18 protein-coding genes are annotated in these 18319 nt (G+C 61.6%); 7 read left to right on the top strand and 11 right to left on the bottom strand.

The window, feature by feature from the left end; genetic code table 11:
• Positions 1-5: 5 nt before the first annotated feature.
• Genes coaA through hisB form a run of 7 tightly spaced genes read right to left on the bottom strand, consistent with a single transcriptional unit; the run spans position 6 to position 4666 of the window.
• Positions 6-1001 (bottom strand): type I pantothenate kinase, encoded by a 996-nt coding sequence (gene coaA, locus AB4Z25_RS20360; protein WP_112540298.1) that lies wholly within the window; start codon positions 999-1001, stop codon positions 6-8.
• Positions 998-1321, bottom strand: coding sequence for a phosphoribosyl-ATP diphosphatase (locus AB4Z25_RS20355; RefSeq protein WP_112517929.1), 324 nt, complete (start codon positions 1319-1321; stop codon positions 998-1000). Before AB4Z25_RS20355 ends, coaA begins: the two co-directional genes overlap by 4 nt.
• 14 nt (positions 1322-1335) lie before the next feature.
• Positions 1336-2124, bottom strand: coding sequence for an imidazole glycerol phosphate synthase subunit HisF (gene hisF / locus AB4Z25_RS20350; protein ID WP_112540296.1), 789 nt, complete (start codon positions 2122-2124; stop codon positions 1336-1338).
• Complete coding sequence (gene hisA / locus AB4Z25_RS20345) at positions 2121-2870, bottom strand: 1-(5-phosphoribosyl)-5-[(5-phosphoribosylamino)methylideneamino]imidazole-4-carboxamide isomerase (protein WP_112540294.1); 750 nt, start codon at positions 2868-2870, stop codon at positions 2121-2123. The genes hisF and hisA overlap by 4 nt, the downstream gene beginning before the upstream one ends.
• 27 nt (positions 2871-2897) lie before the next feature.
• Complete coding sequence (gene hisH, locus AB4Z25_RS20340; protein WP_112540292.1) at positions 2898-3548, bottom strand: imidazole glycerol phosphate synthase subunit HisH; 651 nt, start codon at positions 3546-3548, stop codon at positions 2898-2900.
• Positions 3548-4033, bottom strand: a complete 486-nt coding sequence (locus AB4Z25_RS20335; RefSeq protein WP_112540290.1) for a DUF2628 domain-containing protein — start codon at positions 4031-4033, stop codon at positions 3548-3550. The genes hisH and AB4Z25_RS20335 overlap by 1 nt, the downstream gene beginning before the upstream one ends.
• Positions 4034-4057: 24 nt before the next feature.
• Positions 4058-4666, bottom strand: a complete 609-nt coding sequence (hisB, locus tag AB4Z25_RS20330) for an imidazoleglycerol-phosphate dehydratase HisB (protein WP_112540288.1) — start codon at positions 4664-4666, stop codon at positions 4058-4060.
• Positions 4667-4844: 178 nt separating this feature from the next.
• On the opposite strand from hisB, the gene hslV reads away from it, so the two are divergent.
• The 6 genes from hslV (at position 4845) to AB4Z25_RS20300 (ending at position 12039) form a co-directional block, all read left to right on the top strand.
• Positions 4845-5375 carry an ATP-dependent protease subunit HslV gene (gene hslV / locus AB4Z25_RS20325; protein ID WP_112540285.1) on the top strand — a complete coding sequence of 177 codons (531 nt, stop codon included), beginning with the start codon at positions 4845-4847 and terminating at the stop codon, positions 5373-5375.
• Positions 5368-5889 (top strand): GNAT family N-acetyltransferase, encoded by a 522-nt coding sequence (locus tag AB4Z25_RS20320; protein ID WP_442208871.1) that lies wholly within the window; start codon positions 5368-5370, stop codon positions 5887-5889. The genes hslV and AB4Z25_RS20320 overlap by 8 nt, the downstream gene beginning before the upstream one ends.
• Positions 5886-7193: an ATP-dependent protease ATPase subunit HslU gene (gene hslU, locus AB4Z25_RS20315; RefSeq protein ID WP_112540283.1), complete on the top strand. Its 1308-nt coding sequence runs from the start codon at positions 5886-5888 to the stop codon at positions 7191-7193. The genes AB4Z25_RS20320 and hslU overlap by 4 nt, the downstream gene beginning before the upstream one ends.
• Before the next feature lie 189 nt (positions 7194-7382).
• Positions 7383-8327, top strand: a complete 945-nt coding sequence (locus tag AB4Z25_RS20310) for a DUF1402 family protein (protein ID WP_112386047.1) — start codon at positions 7383-7385, stop codon at positions 8325-8327.
• 51 nt (positions 8328-8378) lie between these two features.
• Positions 8379-9773, top strand: a complete 1395-nt coding sequence (locus AB4Z25_RS20305) for a cytochrome P450 (protein ID WP_112540282.1) — start codon at positions 8379-8381, stop codon at positions 9771-9773.
• A 94-nt stretch (positions 9774-9867) separates the two neighbouring features.
• Positions 9868-12039: a malate synthase G gene (locus tag AB4Z25_RS20300; RefSeq protein ID WP_442208869.1), complete on the top strand. Its 2172-nt coding sequence runs from the start codon at positions 9868-9870 to the stop codon at positions 12037-12039.
• A gap of 78 nt (positions 12040-12117) precedes the next feature.
• On the opposite strand, the gene AB4Z25_RS20295 is transcribed toward AB4Z25_RS20300, so the two are convergent.
• Positions 12118-12801, bottom strand: a complete 684-nt coding sequence (locus tag AB4Z25_RS20295; protein WP_112386050.1) for a L,D-transpeptidase — start codon at positions 12799-12801, stop codon at positions 12118-12120.
• A gap of 181 nt (positions 12802-12982) precedes the next feature.
• On the opposite strand from AB4Z25_RS20295, the gene AB4Z25_RS20290 reads away from it, so the two are divergent.
• Positions 12983-13477 carry an MmcB family DNA repair protein gene (locus AB4Z25_RS20290; protein ID WP_112386051.1) on the top strand — a complete coding sequence of 165 codons (495 nt, stop codon included), beginning with the start codon at positions 12983-12985 and terminating at the stop codon, positions 13475-13477.
• Between the two features lie 19 nt (positions 13478-13496).
• Here the strand turns inward: AB4Z25_RS20290 and AB4Z25_RS20285 are convergent, their stop codons facing one another.
• From AB4Z25_RS20285 to hrpB, 3 genes are all read right to left on the bottom strand, one after another.
• Positions 13497-14072, bottom strand: a complete 576-nt coding sequence (locus AB4Z25_RS20285) for an ActR/PrrA/RegA family redox response regulator transcription factor (RefSeq protein ID WP_112386052.1) — start codon at positions 14070-14072, stop codon at positions 13497-13499.
• Positions 14073-14139: 67 nt separating this feature from the next.
• Positions 14140-15450, bottom strand: coding sequence for an ActS/PrrB/RegB family redox-sensitive histidine kinase (locus AB4Z25_RS20280; protein ID WP_112540498.1), 1311 nt, complete (start codon positions 15448-15450; stop codon positions 14140-14142).
• A gap of 10 nt (positions 15451-15460) precedes the next feature.
• Positions 15461-17926 (bottom strand): ATP-dependent helicase HrpB, encoded by a 2466-nt coding sequence (hrpB, locus tag AB4Z25_RS20275; RefSeq protein ID WP_112540278.1) that lies wholly within the window; start codon positions 17924-17926, stop codon positions 15461-15463.
• Positions 17927-18319 lie beyond the last annotated feature (393 nt).

Raw genomic sequence — 18319 nt, 5'->3', positions numbered from 1 at the left:
TCCGGCTAAAGCTTCCTGAGAGCCACCTGTTCGATCAGGTGGTTTGGTCCCTTGCGCAGGATCAGATCGGCGCGGGGGCGGGTCGGCAGGATGTTCTGGCGTAGGTTTTTCAGGTTGATGTTGGCCCAGAGCCCCTCGGCGATGCCGAGCGCTTCCTTTTCGCTGATCGAGGCGTAGCGGTGGAAGTAGGAATTCGGGTCGCGGAAGGCGGTTTCGCGCAGGCGCATGAAACGATGCACGTACCAGTTATGGATCTGCTTTTCCTCGGCATCGATATAGATCGAGAAGTCGAAGAAGTCGGAAACCATCGGCACGATCTTGCCGTCAGCCGGCAGGTCGCGCGATTGCAGCACGTTGATGCCTTCGAAGATCAGGATATCGGGACGGTCGATGATCTTGTATTCGTTCGGGATGACGTCATAGACGAGGTGCGAGTAGATGGGCGCCTTGACGTCCGCCTGTCCCGCCTTGATCGCCGAAAGAAAACGCAGGATCGCTCCGGTGTCGTAGCTTTCCGGAAAGCCCTTGCGCTGCATCAGGTTTTCGCGTTCCAGCACGGCATTCGGATGCAGGAAGCCGTCGGTGGTGATCAGGTCGACCTTCGGGCTCGACGGCCAGCGGCGTAGCAGCTCTTTCAGGACGCGCGCGGTCGTCGATTTGCCTACGGCAACCGATCCGGCAATGCCGATGACGAAGGGTGTCTTGGCCACGCCCTCAAGATTGAGGAAGCGGTTGCGCTGTTCGAAGAGCAACTGCGACGACTCGACATGCGAGGACAGCAGGCGCGACAGCGAGAGGTAAATGCGCCTGACTTCGTCGAGGTCGATCGGATCGCCCATCGAGCGCAGCCGCGTGACTTCCTCGCTGGTCAGTGTCAGCGGCGTATCGGCGCGGAACTTCGACCATTCCTCGGAGGAAAAGAAGTGATAGGGCGAATAAGAATTCGCCTGGAAGTGATCGAGCGCCTCGGGCGCTCCGATGATTTGCGACACGCTACTCATGAACTCTGCCGGCTGGCCTTTTCCTTGAGGCCGGACTGAGCGGTCCGCCGCTCAAGTTCGGCCATGACATCCTGCAACGGAATGCCTGCAATCTTCAATACGACCAATAGGTGATAGAGGACATCGGCTGACTCGTAGGTGAGGTTGGCCCTGTCATCGGTCACCGCCGCCATCACGGCTTCGATTGCCTCTTCACCCAGCTTCTTGGCTGCTTTCGGCTGACCGGCCAAGACAAGCTTGGCCGTCCAGGATTCGTCCGGTGAGGCCTTCGACCGCTCGTCGACGATCTTTTCCAGATCGGAAAGGGAAAATCCGCTCATTCTATCGCTTTCACTCAGTCGAGCCGCATCGCAATGCCGTTTGAAGACATATAGCGCTTCGCCTCGCCGACGGAATAGGTGCCGAAATGGAAGATCGAAGCGGCGAGAACGGCCGTCGCATGGCCTTCCTTCACACCCGCCACCAGATCGTCGAGGCTGCCGACGCCGCCGGAGGCGATGACGGGTACGCGAACGCTGTCGGCAATCGCCCGCGTCAGCTCCAGATCGTAGCCGATCTTGGTACCGTCGCGATCCATCGACGTCACGAGCAATTCCCCCGCGCCGCGGGCAACCATCTTCTGCGCGAACTCGACGGCATCGATGCCGGTCGCGTTGCGGCCGCCATGGGTATAGATCTCCCAGGCGCTGAGGTTGTCCTGGCCGACGGCTTGCGTGCGGCGGCGCTTGGCGTCGATCGAGACGACAATGCACTGGTCGCCGAACTTGTCGGCAGCTTCCGCCACGAAATCAGGGTTGTTGACGGCGGCCGAATTGATCGAGACCTTGTCGGCGCCGCAGAGCAGCAGCTTGCGGATATCGGCGATGCTGCGAACACCGCCGCCGACCGTCAGCGGCATGAAGCACTGTTCGGCGGTACGCGAAACGACGTCGAATATCGTCTCGCGATTGTCCGATGACGCGGTAATGTCCAGAAAGCAGAGTTCGTCGGCACCGGCAGCGTCATAGGCTTTCGCGGCCTCGACGGGGTCACCGGCATCGATCAGATTGGTGAAGTTGACGCCCTTGACGACACGGCCGTCCTTGACGTCGAGGCAGGGGATGACACGGGCTTTCAGCGTCATTGTGCGATCTCCTTGGCGCGGGCCGCGTTGATCAGCGAAAGCGCTTCCGCCGGATCGATACGGCCATCATAGAGCGCGCGGCCGGAAATCGCGCCTTCGAGCTTGCGGGCATCCGGCTGCAGCATCCGCTCGATATCGGCGATCGAAGCGAGGCCGCCCGAAGCGATCACGGGAATCGAAACAGCTTCGGCAAGTTCCAACGTCGAGGCCCAGTTAATGCCGGCAAGGATGCCGTCGCGGTCGATGTCGGTATAGATGATCGCCGCGACACCGGCGCCCTCGAATTTCTTCGCCAGCTCGATAATGCCGAGCTCCGAGGCCTCGGCCCATCCCTCGACGGCGACCTTTCCGCCCTTGGCGTCGATGCCGACGGCAACGCGGCCCGGAAAAGCCCTGCAGGCCTCAATGACCAGTGCCGGATCGCGAACGGCGACCGTGCCGAGAATGACGCGCGCCAGACCGCGCGACAGCCAGCTCTCGATATGGTCGAGTGTGCGGATACCGCCGCCGAGCTGTACCGGGTTCTTCGTTGCCTTCAGGATCGCATCGACAGCCGCGCCGTTGACGCTTTCACCGGCAAAGGCGCCGTTGAGATCGACGACATGCAGCCATTCGAAACCCTGGTCTTCGAAAGCCTTGGCCTGTGCGGCAGGGTCGGGATTGTAGACCGTCGCCTGGTCCATATCGCCGAGCTTCAGACGGACGCACTGGCCGTCCTTCAGGTCGATGGCGGGAAAGAGGATCATGATGTCTGTCCTTGCTTCGCGCGAGCCTTACGGCTTCCAGCGCAGGAAATTGGTGATCAGGGCGAGGCCAAGCTTCTGACTCTTCTCCGGATGGAACTGGGCGCCCACCATGTTGTCGCGGCCTACAAAAGCGGTCATCGGACCACCATAGCCGGTGGTCGCGATGACATCAGACGCGTTTTCTACCGCCAGATGATAGGAATGCACGAAATAGGCATGCAGCCCGTCCGATCCGGTGGGGATACCGTCGAAGAGCGGATGCGGAGACCTGATATCGAGCGTGTTCCAGCCGATCTGCGGGATCTTCAGGGAGGCATCGTCAGGCGTCATTTCCTTGACGTCGCCGGGAATCCAGCCGAAGCCCTGGGTGACGGTCTTTTCCAGACCGCGCGATGACATCAGCTGCATGCCGACGCAGATGCCGAGAAAGGGTTTGGCCTTCTTCTCGACCGCCTCGATCAGCACCTCGGCCATGCCAGACACCGCATCGAGGCCGCGGCGGCAATCGGCATAGGCGCCGACGCCGGGAAGCACGATCCGGTCCGCAGCGGCAACGTCTTCCGCGTTGTCCGTCAGGTCGATATGGGCGTCAATGCCTGCCTCGCGCGCTGCGCGTTCAAAGGCTTTCGTTGCCGAGCGCAGATTGCCCGAGCCGTAGTCGATAATTGCGACGCGCATCAGCGTCCTCCATCAAAACCAAAGAGACCAAGCGAGGTGGCGTTGCCGTGGCGGCCGGTGGAGCGTTGATGTCGCTCCCATTCCGGTGCCGGCACGCTGCTATCCCGCTCGATGGTCTCGATACCGGAAAAATAGATCTCTTCGGCCGCCTCGACGGAATCGGCCGTAACGACGGCATCCTCGTTCCAGCCCTTGGCGGCGAGGCTGCGGATTCGGAAATTCTGTCCCTCGAGCGCAACGATCAGGCTTGCCGCCAATGTGATCGCAAAGCCCGCCGGCCACAGACCCTGCCGCTCCATCAAAACGCCGCCGATAGCCTGTGCGAGAAAGGCGGCGGCCGCATGCAGCCAGAGGCGATGCGCCAGCAGCCACAGCCATGGAAAGAAGAAACCAGGAAACGTGAAGCCGTCGCGGATGACGCGCGTCTTCTCGTGGCCGGTATCCGCTCCGTCAGGGGCGGTGAGAAACAGATAGCTGGAAGTCAATGTCGTCAAGCTCCCTCAAGGGGCTCAGACGAGCGTGCCCTTCGTCGAGGGAACACGGCCCGCCTGTCTCGGATCGATCTCTGTCGCCGTACGCAGCGCGCGGGCAACGGCCTTGAAGCAGGTCTCTGCGATATGGTGGTTGTTGGCACCATAGTGGTTGAGCACATGCAAGGTGATGCCGGCGTTCTGCGCGAGCGCCTGGAAGAATTCGCGGACCAGCTCCGTATCGAACGTGCCGATCTTCGGCGCGCTGAACGAAACGTTCCAGACGAGGAACGGGCGGCCGGAAAGATCGACCGCGGCCTTTGTCATCGTCTCGTCCATGGCGAGGTCGATCGAGGCGTAGCGGGTAATGCCGCGCCGGTCGCCGAGCGCTTTCGAAATTGCCTGGCCGATCGCGATCCCGGTGTCTTCGACAGCGTGATGGTCGTCGACATGCAGATCGCCCTGTGTCTCGATCTCCATGTCGATGAGCGAATGTCGCGACAGCTGGTCGAGCATATGGTCGAAGAAGCCGACGCCCGTCGAAATCTTCGACTTGCCGGTGCCGTCGAGATTGACCGAAACCGAAACCGAGGTTTCGTTGGTCTTGCGGGAAACGGCGCCCGTGCGGCTTGCTGCTGTCTCGGCCATATGGCTGCTCCATCGGGAATGACGCGGGTTCCATATCAGGCGTTCCCTAAAATATCCAGAAGCGGGGCGGCAGAAAAACGGCGCCATTTGCAATCGGCCGAAGCCCACTTACATAGGTCTCAACAGGGCCGGTGAGCGGCCTGACCAGAAGCGCCCGGCATCCGGGCAAGGATGTTTTATGACAACGATTATTACAGTTCGAAAAGGCGGCAAGGTGGTCATGGCTGGCGACGGCCAGGTGAGCCTCGGCCAGACCGTCATGAAGGGCAATGCCCGCAAGGTTCGCCGTATCGGCAAGGGCGGCGAAGTGATTGCCGGCTTTGCCGGGGCCACCGCCGATGCCTTCACGCTGCTCGAGCGTCTCGAAAAGAAGCTGGAGCAGTATCCGGGCCAGCTGATGCGCGCCGCCGTGGAGCTCGCCAAGGATTGGCGCACCGATAAATATCTCCGCAATCTCGAAGCCATGATGCTGGTCGCCGACAAGACTGTCACCCTTGCCGTTACCGGTAACGGCGATGTTCTGGAGCCTGAACACGGCACGATGGCCATCGGCTCGGGCGGCAATTTTGCGCTCGCCGCATCGCTGGCCTTGCTGGATTCCGACAAGTCGGCCGAAGAGGTCGCGCGCAAGTCGCTCGATATCGCTGCCGATATCTGCGTCTATACCAACCACAACATCATCGTCGAAACGCTGGACACCGATGGCTGACGACGGACCCCGCTATCATTTCCGCGATGTCGAGGCCAGGGATATCCCTGTGCTGAGCCAGTGGTTCGCCGAGCCGCATGTAGCGAAATGGTGGGACGGGGATCCGCAGCAGAATGCTGAGCATGTCGTCGAAGCCGTGGAAAGCATTGAAACGCGGCCAATGATCGTTGAGCTGGAAGGACAGCCGATCGCCTATCTCCAGCATTACGATCCGCATCTTGAAGACGGCCATCCCTATCAAGACCAGCCGAAAGGCACGCTAGGTCTCGATATCTCGATCGGCATTCCCCAGCTGATCGGCAAGGGCCACGGCCGCGCCATCATCCGGCAGATCGCCGGCGAGCTTTTCTCCGCGGGCACCACAAGGATCGTCATCGATCCTCATCCGGAAAACCAGGCGGCGATCCGGGCCTACGAGAAAGCCGGCTTTCGCTACGTCGATACAAGAACATCCATCTATGGTCCTGCCCATTTCATGGCGCTGGACGCACCCGAAGAAACGGATTTGCAATGACCACTTTTTCCCCGCGCGAGATCGTATCCGAACTCGATCGTCACATCATCGGCCAGCACGACGCCAAGCGCGCAGTGGCGATCGCCCTGCGCAACCGTTGGCGCCGCCAACAGCTCGACGAGAGCCTGCGCGATGAAGTGATGCCGAAGAACATCCTGATGATCGGCCCGACAGGCGTCGGCAAGACGGAAATCTCCCGCCGTCTTGCGAAGCTCGCCGGCGCGCCTTTCATCAAGGTGGAAGCCACCAAGTTCACCGAAGTCGGCTATGTCGGCCGCGATGTCGAACAGATCATCCGCGACCTCGTCGAGATCGGCATCGGGCTCATTCGCGACAAGAAGCGCGCCGAAGTCGAAGCCAAGGCCCATATGAGCGCCGAAGAGCGCGTGCTCGATGCTCTGGTCGGCGCCACGGCCTCGCCTGCAACACGCGATAGCTTCCGTAAGAAGCTCCGCACCGGTGAGCTCGACGACAAGGAAATCGATATCGAAGTCGCCGATTCCGGTTCGGGCATGGGCGGTTTCGAGATCCCCGGCATGCCGGGCGCCAATATCGGCGTCCTGAACCTCTCCGACATGTTCGGCAAGGCGATGGGCGGACGCACCAAGAAGGTCCGCACGACCGTCAAGGCGTCCTATACCGATCTGATCCGCGATGAATCCGACAAGCTGATCGACAACGAAGTCATCCAGCGCGAAGCGGTTCGCTCCGTCGAGAACGATGGCATCGTCTTCCTCGACGAAATCGACAAGATCGCTGCCCGTGACGGCGGCATGGGGGCCGGCGTGTCCCGCGAGGGTGTTCAGCGCGACCTGCTGCCGCTCGTCGAGGGTACGACGGTTTCGACCAAGTATGGCCCGGTCAAGACCGACCATATCCTGTTCATCGCGTCGGGCGCCTTCCACGTCTCCAAGCCTTCGGATCTTCTGCCGGAACTGCAGGGCCGCCTGCCGATCCGTGTCGAGCTCCGGCCGCTCAGCAAGGAAGATTTCCGACGCATCCTGACGGAAACTGAGGCCAGCCTCATCCGCCAGTACCGGGCGCTGATGCAGACGGAAGAACTGAGCCTCGACTTCACCGACGACGCGATCGACGCACTTGCCGATGTCGCGGTTCACCTGAACTCGACGGTCGAGAATATCGGCGCCCGCCGCCTGCAGACGGTCATGGAGAGGGTGCTGGACGAAATCTCGTTCAACGCGCCGGATCGTGGCGGCAGCGCCGTGACAATCGATGCGGATTACGTCCGGGAACATGTCGGCGATCTCGCCAACAATACCGATCTCTCGCGCTTCATCCTTTAAATTTCGCAATGCGCGAAATGCTTTGCGTTTCGCGCAGGCGATTTTGACGATCGAACCCTCGACAGCGGGCCTTTTACTTTTTAGTGAAGGGCCCGGTTTCTTTTGCGGGCGCGGCTTTATTAGGACAAGATTCTGGTTCAGTCACCGCGCTTCGCAGACAGGACGACAAACTCGACGGGATAGCGGATCGTGCGACGCCTTTTGACATGCCTTCTGATCGCCGTAACGGCCTTCGCCTCGGCGCCGGCCTATGCCATGCAGACCGTGCCGCCCGGCAATCGCAACGTCGAGCAGCCGCCGGTCCCTGGCGCTTCGGTCCGCCGCACCAAGGGTACCAAGACGACCTTCGATCGCAAGTACGAGAAGATCTATGAGCTTCTGTCGACCGATCACGAGTTGATGGGCAAGATCCGCAAGACCGCCGCCGCCTATGGTATCGAACCGATCCATATCATCGGCGCGCTGGTCGGCGAGCATACCTACAATGTCGACGCCTACGACCGGCTGCAGTCCTATTACGTCAAGGCAGCGTCTTACGCGGGCGAAAGCTTCCGTTTTGCCTATGACGGCGAGGATGTCGATACCTTCATCGGCCGCCCGGAATTTGCCGGATGCAACGGCAAAAGCGATTCCTATCAGCTCTGGAGCTGCCGCGAGGACGTCTGGGAAACCGACTTCCGCGGCAAGACGGTCGGCGGCAAGAAATTTCCGGACAACCGCTTCAGCGCCGTCTTCTTCCAGCCCTTCTATGCCGGGCAGACTTTCGGCCTTGGGCAAATCAATCCGCTGACCGCCCTCATGCTGTCCGATCTCGTCACCCGCGTCTCGGGCTATCCGAAGCTCAGCGAGAAGGATGCCAGTGGCGTCTACAAGGCGATCATGCAGCCGGATATTTCTCTGGCCTTCGTTGCCGCCTCCGTCCGCACCTCGATCGACGACTACAAGCGGATCGCCGGCATGGATATCTCGGACAATCCGGGCCTGACGGCGACCCTCTACAATGTCGGCAACTCCCGCCAGCGTGCTTCGGCGATCGCAGCCAAAAACCACGGCGGTGCGACAGTTTGGCCGGAAGAGAACTATTACGGCTGGCTGATCAACGACAAGCTGGACGAGCTGAAGGCACTGAACTAATCTTCTGCCTTGCCGGGAAGGCCCAAATCTTCCACGAAAGGCTGAAATATCATGGACATGCGTCCGGATCCCTTCGTCCCACCCGCACCGGTGCCGCGCAGCGTGCCGCCGTCACGGCTGGAGATCATCCGCACCATCCTGCGCAATCCGTTGGAGCTCTGGGGCGAACCGTCCTACACGCTGCCTTGGATTAAGACCCGCTTCTTCCGTGACAGCACGATCATCGTCAACGATCCCGGCCTCATCAAGCATGTGCTGGTCGACAATGCTTCGAATTACCGGATGTCGGATATTCGCCAGCTGGTACTGCGGCCAATCCTGCGCGATGGTCTGCTGACCGCCGAAGGTCCTGTCTGGAAGCGTTCCCGCAAGGCCGTTGCCCCGGTTTTCACCCCACGGCACGCGAAAGGCTTCGCCGGGCAAATGCTGCAGCAGTCCGAGCTCTATGCGGAGAAATACGAGGCGGACGGCAATTTCGATATCGCCGCCGATATGACCGAGCTCACCTTCGCGATCCTCGCCGATACGCTGTTTTCAGGCGAGATCGCCTCGGTCTCGGATAATTTCGCAGGCGACGTCAATGCGCTGCTGCATCGCATGGGTCGCGTCGATCCGATGGATCTGATGCGGGCGCCGTCCTGGGTGCCGCGCGTCACGCGGATCGGCGGCCAGAAGATTCTCGATCAGTTCCGCAATATCGTCCACCGGACGATGGATCTGCGCCTTGAGCAGATGCGCGCCGATCGCGCTGCCGCGCCCGAGGATTTCCTGACGCTGCTGCTCGAGCAGGCGGGGCCCGATGGCCTGACGAACGAGGAGATCGAGGACAATATCCTGACCTTCATCGGCGCCGGGCATGAAACCACGGCCCGCGCACTTGCCTGGACGCTCTATTGCATCGCCAACAGCCCGCATATCCGCGATGCGATGGAGGAGGAAATTGACCGCATTCTCGCAAGCGGTGCAGAGCCGGTCGAATGGCTGGATCTGATGCCGGTGACCCGGGCAGCCTTCGAAGAGGCGCTGCGTCTTTATCCGCCGGCGCCCTCTATCAACCGCGCGGCCATCGCTGATGACAGCTGGACCGATGCCAAGGGCGAGCACGTCGATATCCATGCCGGCATGACGGTGCTGATCATGCCGTGGACGCTGCACCGCCACGAACTCTACTGGGAAAAACCGCGGGCCTATATGCCCGAACGCTTCCTGCCGGAAAACCGCGGCAAGATCGGCCGCTTCCAGTTTCTGCCGTTCGGAGCGGGGCCCCGCGTCTGTATCGGCGCAACCTTCGCGTTGCAGGAAGCGGTGATTGCGCTTGCGGTGCTGATGAAGCGCTTTCGCTTCGATGTCACCGAGAAGACCAACCCGTGGCCGGTACAGAAACTGACGACGCAGCCGCAGAACGGCCTGCCGATGCGGGTCACCGTCCGCACTGTTTCTTCTTAGGCATAAATCTTTCTAACTATTGAACAATTGACTATGAATGAAAGCGGCGCAAAGTGGCACCATCACCCTTTTCCGTCTGCCGGAGGAATATTGTATGAGCACCATTGAAAAGCACGGCCTGTCGATCGAGCCCGTCCTTCATGATTTTCTCGTCAAGGAAGCGCTGCTTGGTCTTGGCGTCGACGCCGAAGCATTCTTCGCCGGCTTCTCGAAGATCGTTCATGATCTCGCGCCGAAGAACCGCGAGCTGCTCGCCAAGCGCGACAGACTGCAGGCCGAGATCGACGGCTGGTACCGCAAGAACGGCGCGCCCGTTGATATGGAAGCCTACGAAGCGTTCCTGCGGCAGATCGGCTACCTGCTGCCCGAAGGCTCGGATTTCACCGTCTCGACCAGCAATGTCGATGCCGAGATTGCCTCGATCGCTGGTCCGCAGCTCGTCGTTCCGGTCATGAACGCCCGTTACGCGCTGAATGCCGCCAATGCCCGCTGGGGCTCGCTCTACGATGCGCTTTACGGCACAGATGCTATTCCCGAGACCGACGGCGCGGAGAAAGGCAGGGCCTACAATCCGAAGCGCGGTGAAAAGGTCATCGCCTGGGTTCGCGACTTCCTGGATAGCGCCGTACCGCTCGAAGGTGGCTCCTGGAAGGATGTCGGCGGCCTGAAGGTCGAGGGCTCGACGTTTGCGATCACCGACGTCGATGGAGAATCGTTGCCGCTGAAGGACGCCGCACATTTCGCCGGCTACCGGGGCTCTGCCGAAGCGCCCACCCACATCCTGCTCAAGAACAACGGCATTCACATCGAGATCGTCATCGACGCATCGACGGCCATCGGCAAGATCGATCCGGCCGGCATCTCGGATGTCTGGCTGGAATCTGCGATCACCACAATCATGGACTGCGAAGATTCGATCGCTGCCGTCGATGCCGAAGACAAGGTCGTCGTCTACAGGAACTGGCTCGGCCTGATGAAGGGCGATCTGCAGGAAGAAGTCTCGAAGGGCGGTTCGTCCTTCATCCGCAAGCTCAATCCGGATAGCGCGATCACGGCGCCTGATGGCTCCACTTTCGAGCTGCATCGTCGCTCGCTGATGCTGGTGCGCAATGTCGGCCACCTGATGACCAATCCTGCGATCCACGACCGCGATGGCAACGAAGTGCCCGAGGGCATCATGGACGCGGTCGTGACGGGTCTGATCGCGCTTTATGACGTCGGCCCCAACGGCCGTCGCAAGAACTCGCGCGAGGGTTCGATGTATGTCGTCAAGCCGAAGATGCACGGCCCCGAGGAAGTCGCCTTCGCCGTCGAAATCTTCAGTCGCGTCGAAGAGTTGCTCGGCATGCCCACGAATACCATCAAGATGGGCATCATGGATGAAGAGCGCCGCACGACGGTCAATCTCAAGGAATGCATCCGTGCCGCGCGGGAGCGCGTCGTCTTCATCAACACCGGTTTCCTCGATCGCACCGGCGACGAAATCCACACCTCGATGGAAGCGGGGCCGATGATCCGCAAGGGAGACATGAAGCAGGCGGCCTGGATCTCGGCCTACGAGAACTGGAACGTCGATATCGGTCTCGAATGCGGCCTCTCCGGCCACGCGCAGATCGGCAAGGGCATGTGGGCGATGCCCGACCTGATGGCGGCGATGCTGGAACAGAAGATCGCTCATCCGAAAGCGGGTGCCAATACCGCTTGGGTGCCGTCTCCGACAGCCGCAACCCTGCATGCCACGCATTATCACAAGATCAATGTTGCCGGCGTTCAGCGCGGCCTGAAAGACCGGGCCCGGGCAAAGCTGTCGGATATCCTCTCGGTGCCCGTCGCGCCGCGGCCGAACTGGACGCCTGAGGAAATCCAGCGCGAACTCGACAATAACGCCCAGGGCATTCTCGGCTATGTCGTCCGCTGGGTCGACCAGGGTGTAGGCTGCTCGAAGGTTCCCGATATCAACAACGTGGGCCTGATGGAGGACCGTGCGACGCTGCGCATCTCCGCCCAGCACATGGCAAACTGGCTGTATCACAAGGTCGTCACCGAAGCGCAGATCGTCGACACGATGAAGCGAATGGCCGCCGTCGTCGATCAGCAGAATGCCGGCGATGCCGCCTATCAGCCGATGGCCGGCAATTTCGATCGCTCGATTGCCTTCCAGGCCGCCGTCGATCTGGTGCTCAAGGGCCGGGAGCAGCCGAACGGCTACACCGAGCCGGTTCTGCATCGCCGCCGGCTGGAGCTGAAAGCCGCGCAACCGGCCTGAGACTTGAAAGCATAAAAAGAGAAAGGCCGCCGGAAGCAATTCCGGCGGCCTTTTCTTGTCGTGTATCAGGCAGAGCGCTTACTGAATAACGATGACCTTCGAGGTCGCGCGGCCCGGACGGACGCGGCTGTAGAGGTCGATCACGTCCTGGTTCATCAGGCGGATGCAGCCCGACGAAGCGGCGGTGCCGATCGAAGCCCATTCCGGCGTGCCGTGCAGGCGGAACAGCGTGTCCTGGCCCTGCTCGTTGAAGAGATACATGGCGCGGGCACCGAGCGGATTGGTCAGGCCCGGATCCATGCCGTTTTCGACATACTTGGCGATCTCAGGACGGCGGACCGCCATTTCCTTCGGCGGGTGCCAGTTCGGCCATTCTTGCTTCCAGGCAACGTAGGCGGTGCCTGCCCATGCAAAGCCTGCCTTGCCGACGCCGATGCCGTAGCGCATCGCCTTGCCGCCGGGCAGGATATAGTAGAGGTGCCGCTCGCGGGTATTGACGATGATCGTGCCCGGGCGCTCGTCGCTCTGGTAGCTGACGATCTGGCGGCGGAATTCCGGCTTCACGCGCTGGATCGGGATGGCGGGCAGCGAGTATCCGGCATCCGTCTTGACGCCATAGGCGTCGTCGAAAATCTGCGCCGTCTGGACAGTCGGGCCAGCGGCCTTATCTTCGACGGAAGCGCTCTCGGAGCTGGTAGAGCAACCGGCGAGGGCAAGTGTTGCCATCAGGCCGAATACAGGGAATGCATTGCGGATGCGCATGGATATCTCTTAAGTTTTTGGGCAATCAGGGAGGGGTCGCCGAACCATCTTTGATTATGGTTTATTTTCGATTAACTTCGGCTTTGCAAGATGCTGCATCGCGACAAAAGTTACCCGCAGCGGCAAATTAAAAGCGCATTGCTTTTTTGCAACAACAAGTACCCTCTCCCGGCGGTTATCCATGACGATTTTGAGCGTTTACAATAACAATCCGTTAATAGATGGCCGGCAATCGGACAGAGCTATGCTTGTGCGCCGCGGGACTCAGATTTTACTTCACGACATGCGTCACGCGCTGCTTCCCGAACTGCCGCTGGCAAGCGGCAGGCGGGCCGACCTGATCACCATTTCCGAGAAGGGCGAAATCTGGATCATCGAGATCAAGACGTCGATCGAGGACTTCAGGGTCGATCGCAAATGGCCGGAATACCGCGCCCATTGCGACCGGCTTTTCTTCGCCACTCACAAGGATGTTCCGCTCGACATCTTCCCGGAGGAGTGCGGCCTGTTTCTCTCCGACGGCTATGGCGCGCACATGATCCGCGAGGCGCCCGAACACCGTCTAGCACCGGCAACCCGCAAGTCGGTGATGTTGAATTTCTCACGCGCCGCCGCACAAAGGCTGATGATGGCCGAATGGGCGAACGGCAAGCCGCTCGCCATCGACGATATCTGAGGACGGTTTTTAGGCGCGCCTACTTCGGCGCGCGCTTGGCGAGAATGCGCTGCAGCGTCCGCCTGTGCATGTTGAGCCGCCGCGCCGTTTCCGAAACATTGCGCTCGCACATCTCGTAGACGCGCTGGATATGTTCCCAGCGCACCCGGTCGGCCGACATCGGGTTCTCCGGCAGTTCGGCCTTTTCACCCGGCCGCTGCGTCAGTGCGGCAAACACGTCGTCGGCGTCGGCAGGCTTGGCAAGATAATCGACCGCACCGAGCTTCACCGCCGTCACCGCCGTGGCGATATTACCGTAGCCAGTCAATACGATGATGCGGGTATCATCGCGGCGCTGGCGGATCGCTTCGATGACGTCGAGCCCGTTTCCATCGCCGAGACGAAGATCAACCACCGCATATTTCGGCGGATGCGCCTTTGACTTCGCAACACCTTCCGCAACGGACTCGGCCGTCTCGACCGCAAAGCCCCGCGTTTCCATCGCCCGCGCCAGACGCCGAAGAAACGGGCCGTCGTCATCGACGATCAACAGGCTCGCATCGGGACCGATATCGTGTTCGGAGATTGCAAGGATTTCGCTGGTCTGTTCGTTCATGGTCTTCAATCCCGGCGGTTACGCGCCCTGATATACGTCAACTGTTCATGTCTTTATGCCGATAAAGTCATTTTGTCGAATGGGCATCAATCAGCATGCGCGGCCATTCGACACGGATCCGGGCGCCCTCGCTTTCGGGATCGCGGTTCTCGAAGACCAGCGCCGCGCCGGAGCGTTCAAGCAGCGTCTTGGCAATGAAAAGCCCTAGACCCAGGCCGCCTGCGGTATCTTCCTTCTGCCGCTTCGTCATATAGGGTTCGCCGATCCGGGTCAGGATGTCGGGTGCGTAGCCATTGCCGTCATCCTCGATGATGATCAGGACGCGGCGATGGTCGTGTTCGACGGTTATGGTCACTTTCTCGCGAGCATAGTCGACGGCATTCTCGATCAGGTTTCCGAGACCGTACATGATGCCGGCATTGCGCTCGGTCACCGGCTCGCCCTTGCGCGGGCTCTTCTCGATCAGCTCAAGCGTTATACCGGATTCGCGATAGGGCTCGACGATCTCCTCGACCATAGACGACAGCGGCAGCCGGCGCATATGCGCATCGCCTTCCGCAGACAGGCTCGTCAACCGTTTCAGGATATCGCGGCATCGTTCGCTCTGGCTGCGCAGCAGCTGCACATCCTCGCGAAACCGGTCATCGTCCTTCAGCTCGCGTTCCATCTCCTTGGCAACGACGCTGATCGTCGCCAGCGGCGTGCCGAGTTCATGGGCGGCGGCGGCGGCAAGACCGTCGAGCTGCGAGAGATGCTTCTCCCGCTGCAGCACCAGTTCGGTTGCCGCAAGGGCATCGGCAAGCTGGCTTGCCTCCATCGACACGCGGTAGGCGTAGAAGGCCGCAAAGGCCATTGTCGAGGCGATCGAGCACCAGACGCCGAACTGCATGACATTATGGACGTTGATCTCGACGCCATCGAACCAGGGGAGGGGGAACGGTGAGAAGGCGAGAATGGTGATGCAGACCATCGCAAAGACGATCAGCGCCGTGCTGTAGCGGATCGGCTGCGATGCAAAGGAGATGATGACGGGGACGCAGACCAGTGCGGCGAACGGATTGGCAAGCCCGCCGGTGATGAAAAGCAGCGCCGAAAGCTGCAGCAGGTCGAGCCCGAGCAGCGCAAAGGCAGCCGGCGGCTCCAGGCGATGTGTCGCCGGGTAACGAATGGTCAGATAGAAGTTGACCCAGGCGAGCGCGGCAATCAGCGAGCAGCTGGCGATCAGCGGCAAGGGAAATTTCAGCCAGAAGGCGACGATGAACACCGTCACTGCCTGACCGGCGACGGCAAGCCAGCGCAATCGCACGATCGTCTGCAGCCGGAGCCTGCGGCTGCTGTGCCTGTCTTCCTGCGTCTTGCTGTCGGCGTCATCCACCATCGTCATGTCCTTATGTACCACGCGGCTTCACGCGTGTCGTCGGCGCTGCCTCTTCCGGCCGTTCGGGCCAGGGATGCCGCGGATAGCGCCCGCGCATCTCGGCGCGCACGTCCTTCCACGATCCGGCCCAGAATCCCGGCAGGTCGCGTGTCGTCTGGATCGGCCGGTGCGCCGGCGATGTCAATTCGAGAAGTAGCGGCAGGCGACCGCCGCCGATTGCCGGATGATCCCTGAGGCCGAAAAGCTCCTGAACCCGGATCGTCAGCAGCGGTTCTTCGCCGTCATACTGGATCGGATGGCGCTGTCCGGTCGGGGCCTCGAAATGCGTCGGCGCCAGCCGCGCCAGATCGCGCTGCAGGACGTGCGGCACGAGCGCCATCAAGCCGTTCGACAACGAGCCTGGGGAAATCTCGGCAATCCCGCGGGCCTCGCCCTGGAACGGCACGAACCAGTCGTCGAGCCGCGCCAGCAGCGCGCCATCGCTCATGTCGGGCCAAGGGTCACCGATCGTCCGGTGCAGGAAGCCGATCCGGTCGCGAAGCTGGGCGGCTTCCTTGGAAAAAGGCAGCGGCCCAAGTCCGAGCTGGCGCACGCCGTCGGCCAGCGCTCCGCCGACTGCTTCGCCGCTGGGCCGCGGCAAGGGCGTCTCGTCGAAGACGATGGCGCCGAGCCGCGTTGCCCGCCGGCCCCGTACCTGCTTGCTCGCCAGATCGAAATAGGTCTGCTCGCCGCTCTTGATGGCGCCGGGAAGCTCGGCTTCGACATCGCCGCGTGAGATCTCGGCGGCGGCAAGGATGCGTGCCTGCGCAGCCCGTCCCGTCAGGTCGGCAATCACGAGCATCTGGCTGCCGGCCAGCCGTTCGGTTTCGGCAAGCTCCGCGCCGCGGCCATTCGCCATCACATAGCGCCCGCGAGCGCCGCGCTGCAGCGCCACCCGGTCCGGGAAGGCATGCAGCAGCAGCTGTCCGGCCGTCGGCGGCGCCGGGGATGATGTCTTGTCGAGACCGGCAGCCAGCCGCTGGGCCAACCTGCGTGCCGATTCGGCCCGCTCGCCTTTTTCCGTCTTGAACCGCCGCAGCCGGTCCTCGAGATCGAGGCTCGTTCCGCCGAGTCCCTGTTCTGTCATCAGCACGGCAAGCAAGGCCGCTTCCCTGGAATCACCGTTCTCGCCCGCCGAAACCACCATCGCCGCCAGCCGCGGCGGCAGCGCAAGCTCGCGTATCGTCCGGCCGCGCTCCGTCAGGCCTCCATCGATGCCGAGCGCGCCGAGATCGGCAAGCAATGTCCGCGCTTCGGCAAGCGTGGTTGCCGGCGGTTGGTCGGCAAAGGCGAGGGTAGCAGGGTCCTGTACCCCCCAATGCGCAAGATCAAGCACCAGTCCGGAGAGATCGCTCGACAGGATTTGCGGCAGCGTAAAGGCGGGGAGCGCGGCTGTCTGGCCCTGGTGCCAGAGGCGGACGGCGATGCCGGGCTCGGTGCGTCCCGCACGGCCCGCACGCTGGTCGGCGGACGCGCGGGAGACTCGCACGGTCTCGAGCCGTGTAATTCCGGTCGAGGCCTCGAAAGCAGGCAGCCGCTGCAATCCACTGTCTATCACCACGCGCACGCCGTCGATGGTGATCGATGTCTCGGCAATCGACGTGGCGAGCACGATCTTTCGTTTGCCTGGCGGCGCCTGGCGGATCGCGGCATCCTGTTCTTTCTGGCTGAGATTGCCATAGAGCGGCGCAATCAGCGTCTCGTCGCCAAATCGGCCGGTCAGCCGCTCCGCAGTGCGCAGGATCTCGGCCTGTCCGGGAAGGAAAGCGAGGATCGAACCGCTCTCCCTTGCGTGGCAGTCGAGGATCGCCTTGGTGACGGCATCCTCGACGCGTTCGCCGCCCGGCCGGTCCTGATAGCGGATCTCGACAGGAAAGCTGCGCCCCATGCTTTCGATAACAGGCGGGTTGCCGAGCAAAGCTGCGACCCGCTCGACATCGAGCGTCGCCGACATCACCAGGATGCGCAGATCTTCGCGCAGCGCGCCCTGGACGTCGATCGCCAGCGCCAGTCCGAAATCGGCATCCAGCGAACGCTCATGGAATTCGTCGAAGATCACGGCCGAAACGCCGGATAGTTCCGGATCGTGGAGGATCATCCGGGCAAAGACGCCTTCGGTGACCACCTCGATGCGCGTGGCTGCCGAGATCCGGTTATCGAGACGCATGCGATAGCCGATGGTCTGTCCCACCTGTTCGCCGAGCAGCGATGCCATGCGGCCTGCCGCGGCGCGCGCCGCCAGCCGCCGCGGCTCAAGCAATATGATCTTGCCGTCGCCGCGCCAGGACTGCTGCAGCAGGAAGAGCGGCACCAGTGTCGTCTTGCCAGCGCCCGGCGGCGCCGAAAGCACGGCACGGCGATACTCGCCGAGCGCGCTGCCGATTGCAGGCAGGACGCCGGAGACTGGCAATGTTGGAAGAGACACTATGTCCGTCACCCCTGCGGTCGATTGATCCGCCCACCGCCATCCGGTGTGCGACTCTAGAAGAAAACTGCCGCGAAATTAGCGATCGCCGGAGGCTGCGCAAGCCGTCCCGGCATTCAGGGCGCGCCATCCCTATATATAGGCGATCCGGAAACCCGGTATTTTTCGAAGCATTAATGGGGCTTTGGCGCTGCAGCCTCGAGGCCGCGCAGTGTGAGATCGGTGCCAATCAAACAGGCCGCGAGAATCTCCGAGCCAAATCAATCTGTTACAAAAATGTCAAAAAACTTTGTTGGGTGCTGTTGACTGGTCAGCGTTGATGGCCGTATAAGCCGCGTCACTGAACGAGGGCGGCGGCGCTGCAGGCGACGAAGTCTTTCGCTCTAGGATTTCTTGAAGGTTGGC

It is taken from the genome of Rhizobium sp. RAF36 (genome assembly GCF_052114105.1).
In the GTDB taxonomy this organism is placed as follows: Bacteria; Pseudomonadota; Alphaproteobacteria; order Rhizobiales; family Rhizobiaceae; genus Rhizobium.
Note: the sequence above shows the minus strand (reverse complement) of the source record. Positions and strands in the feature narration are given on the sequence as shown.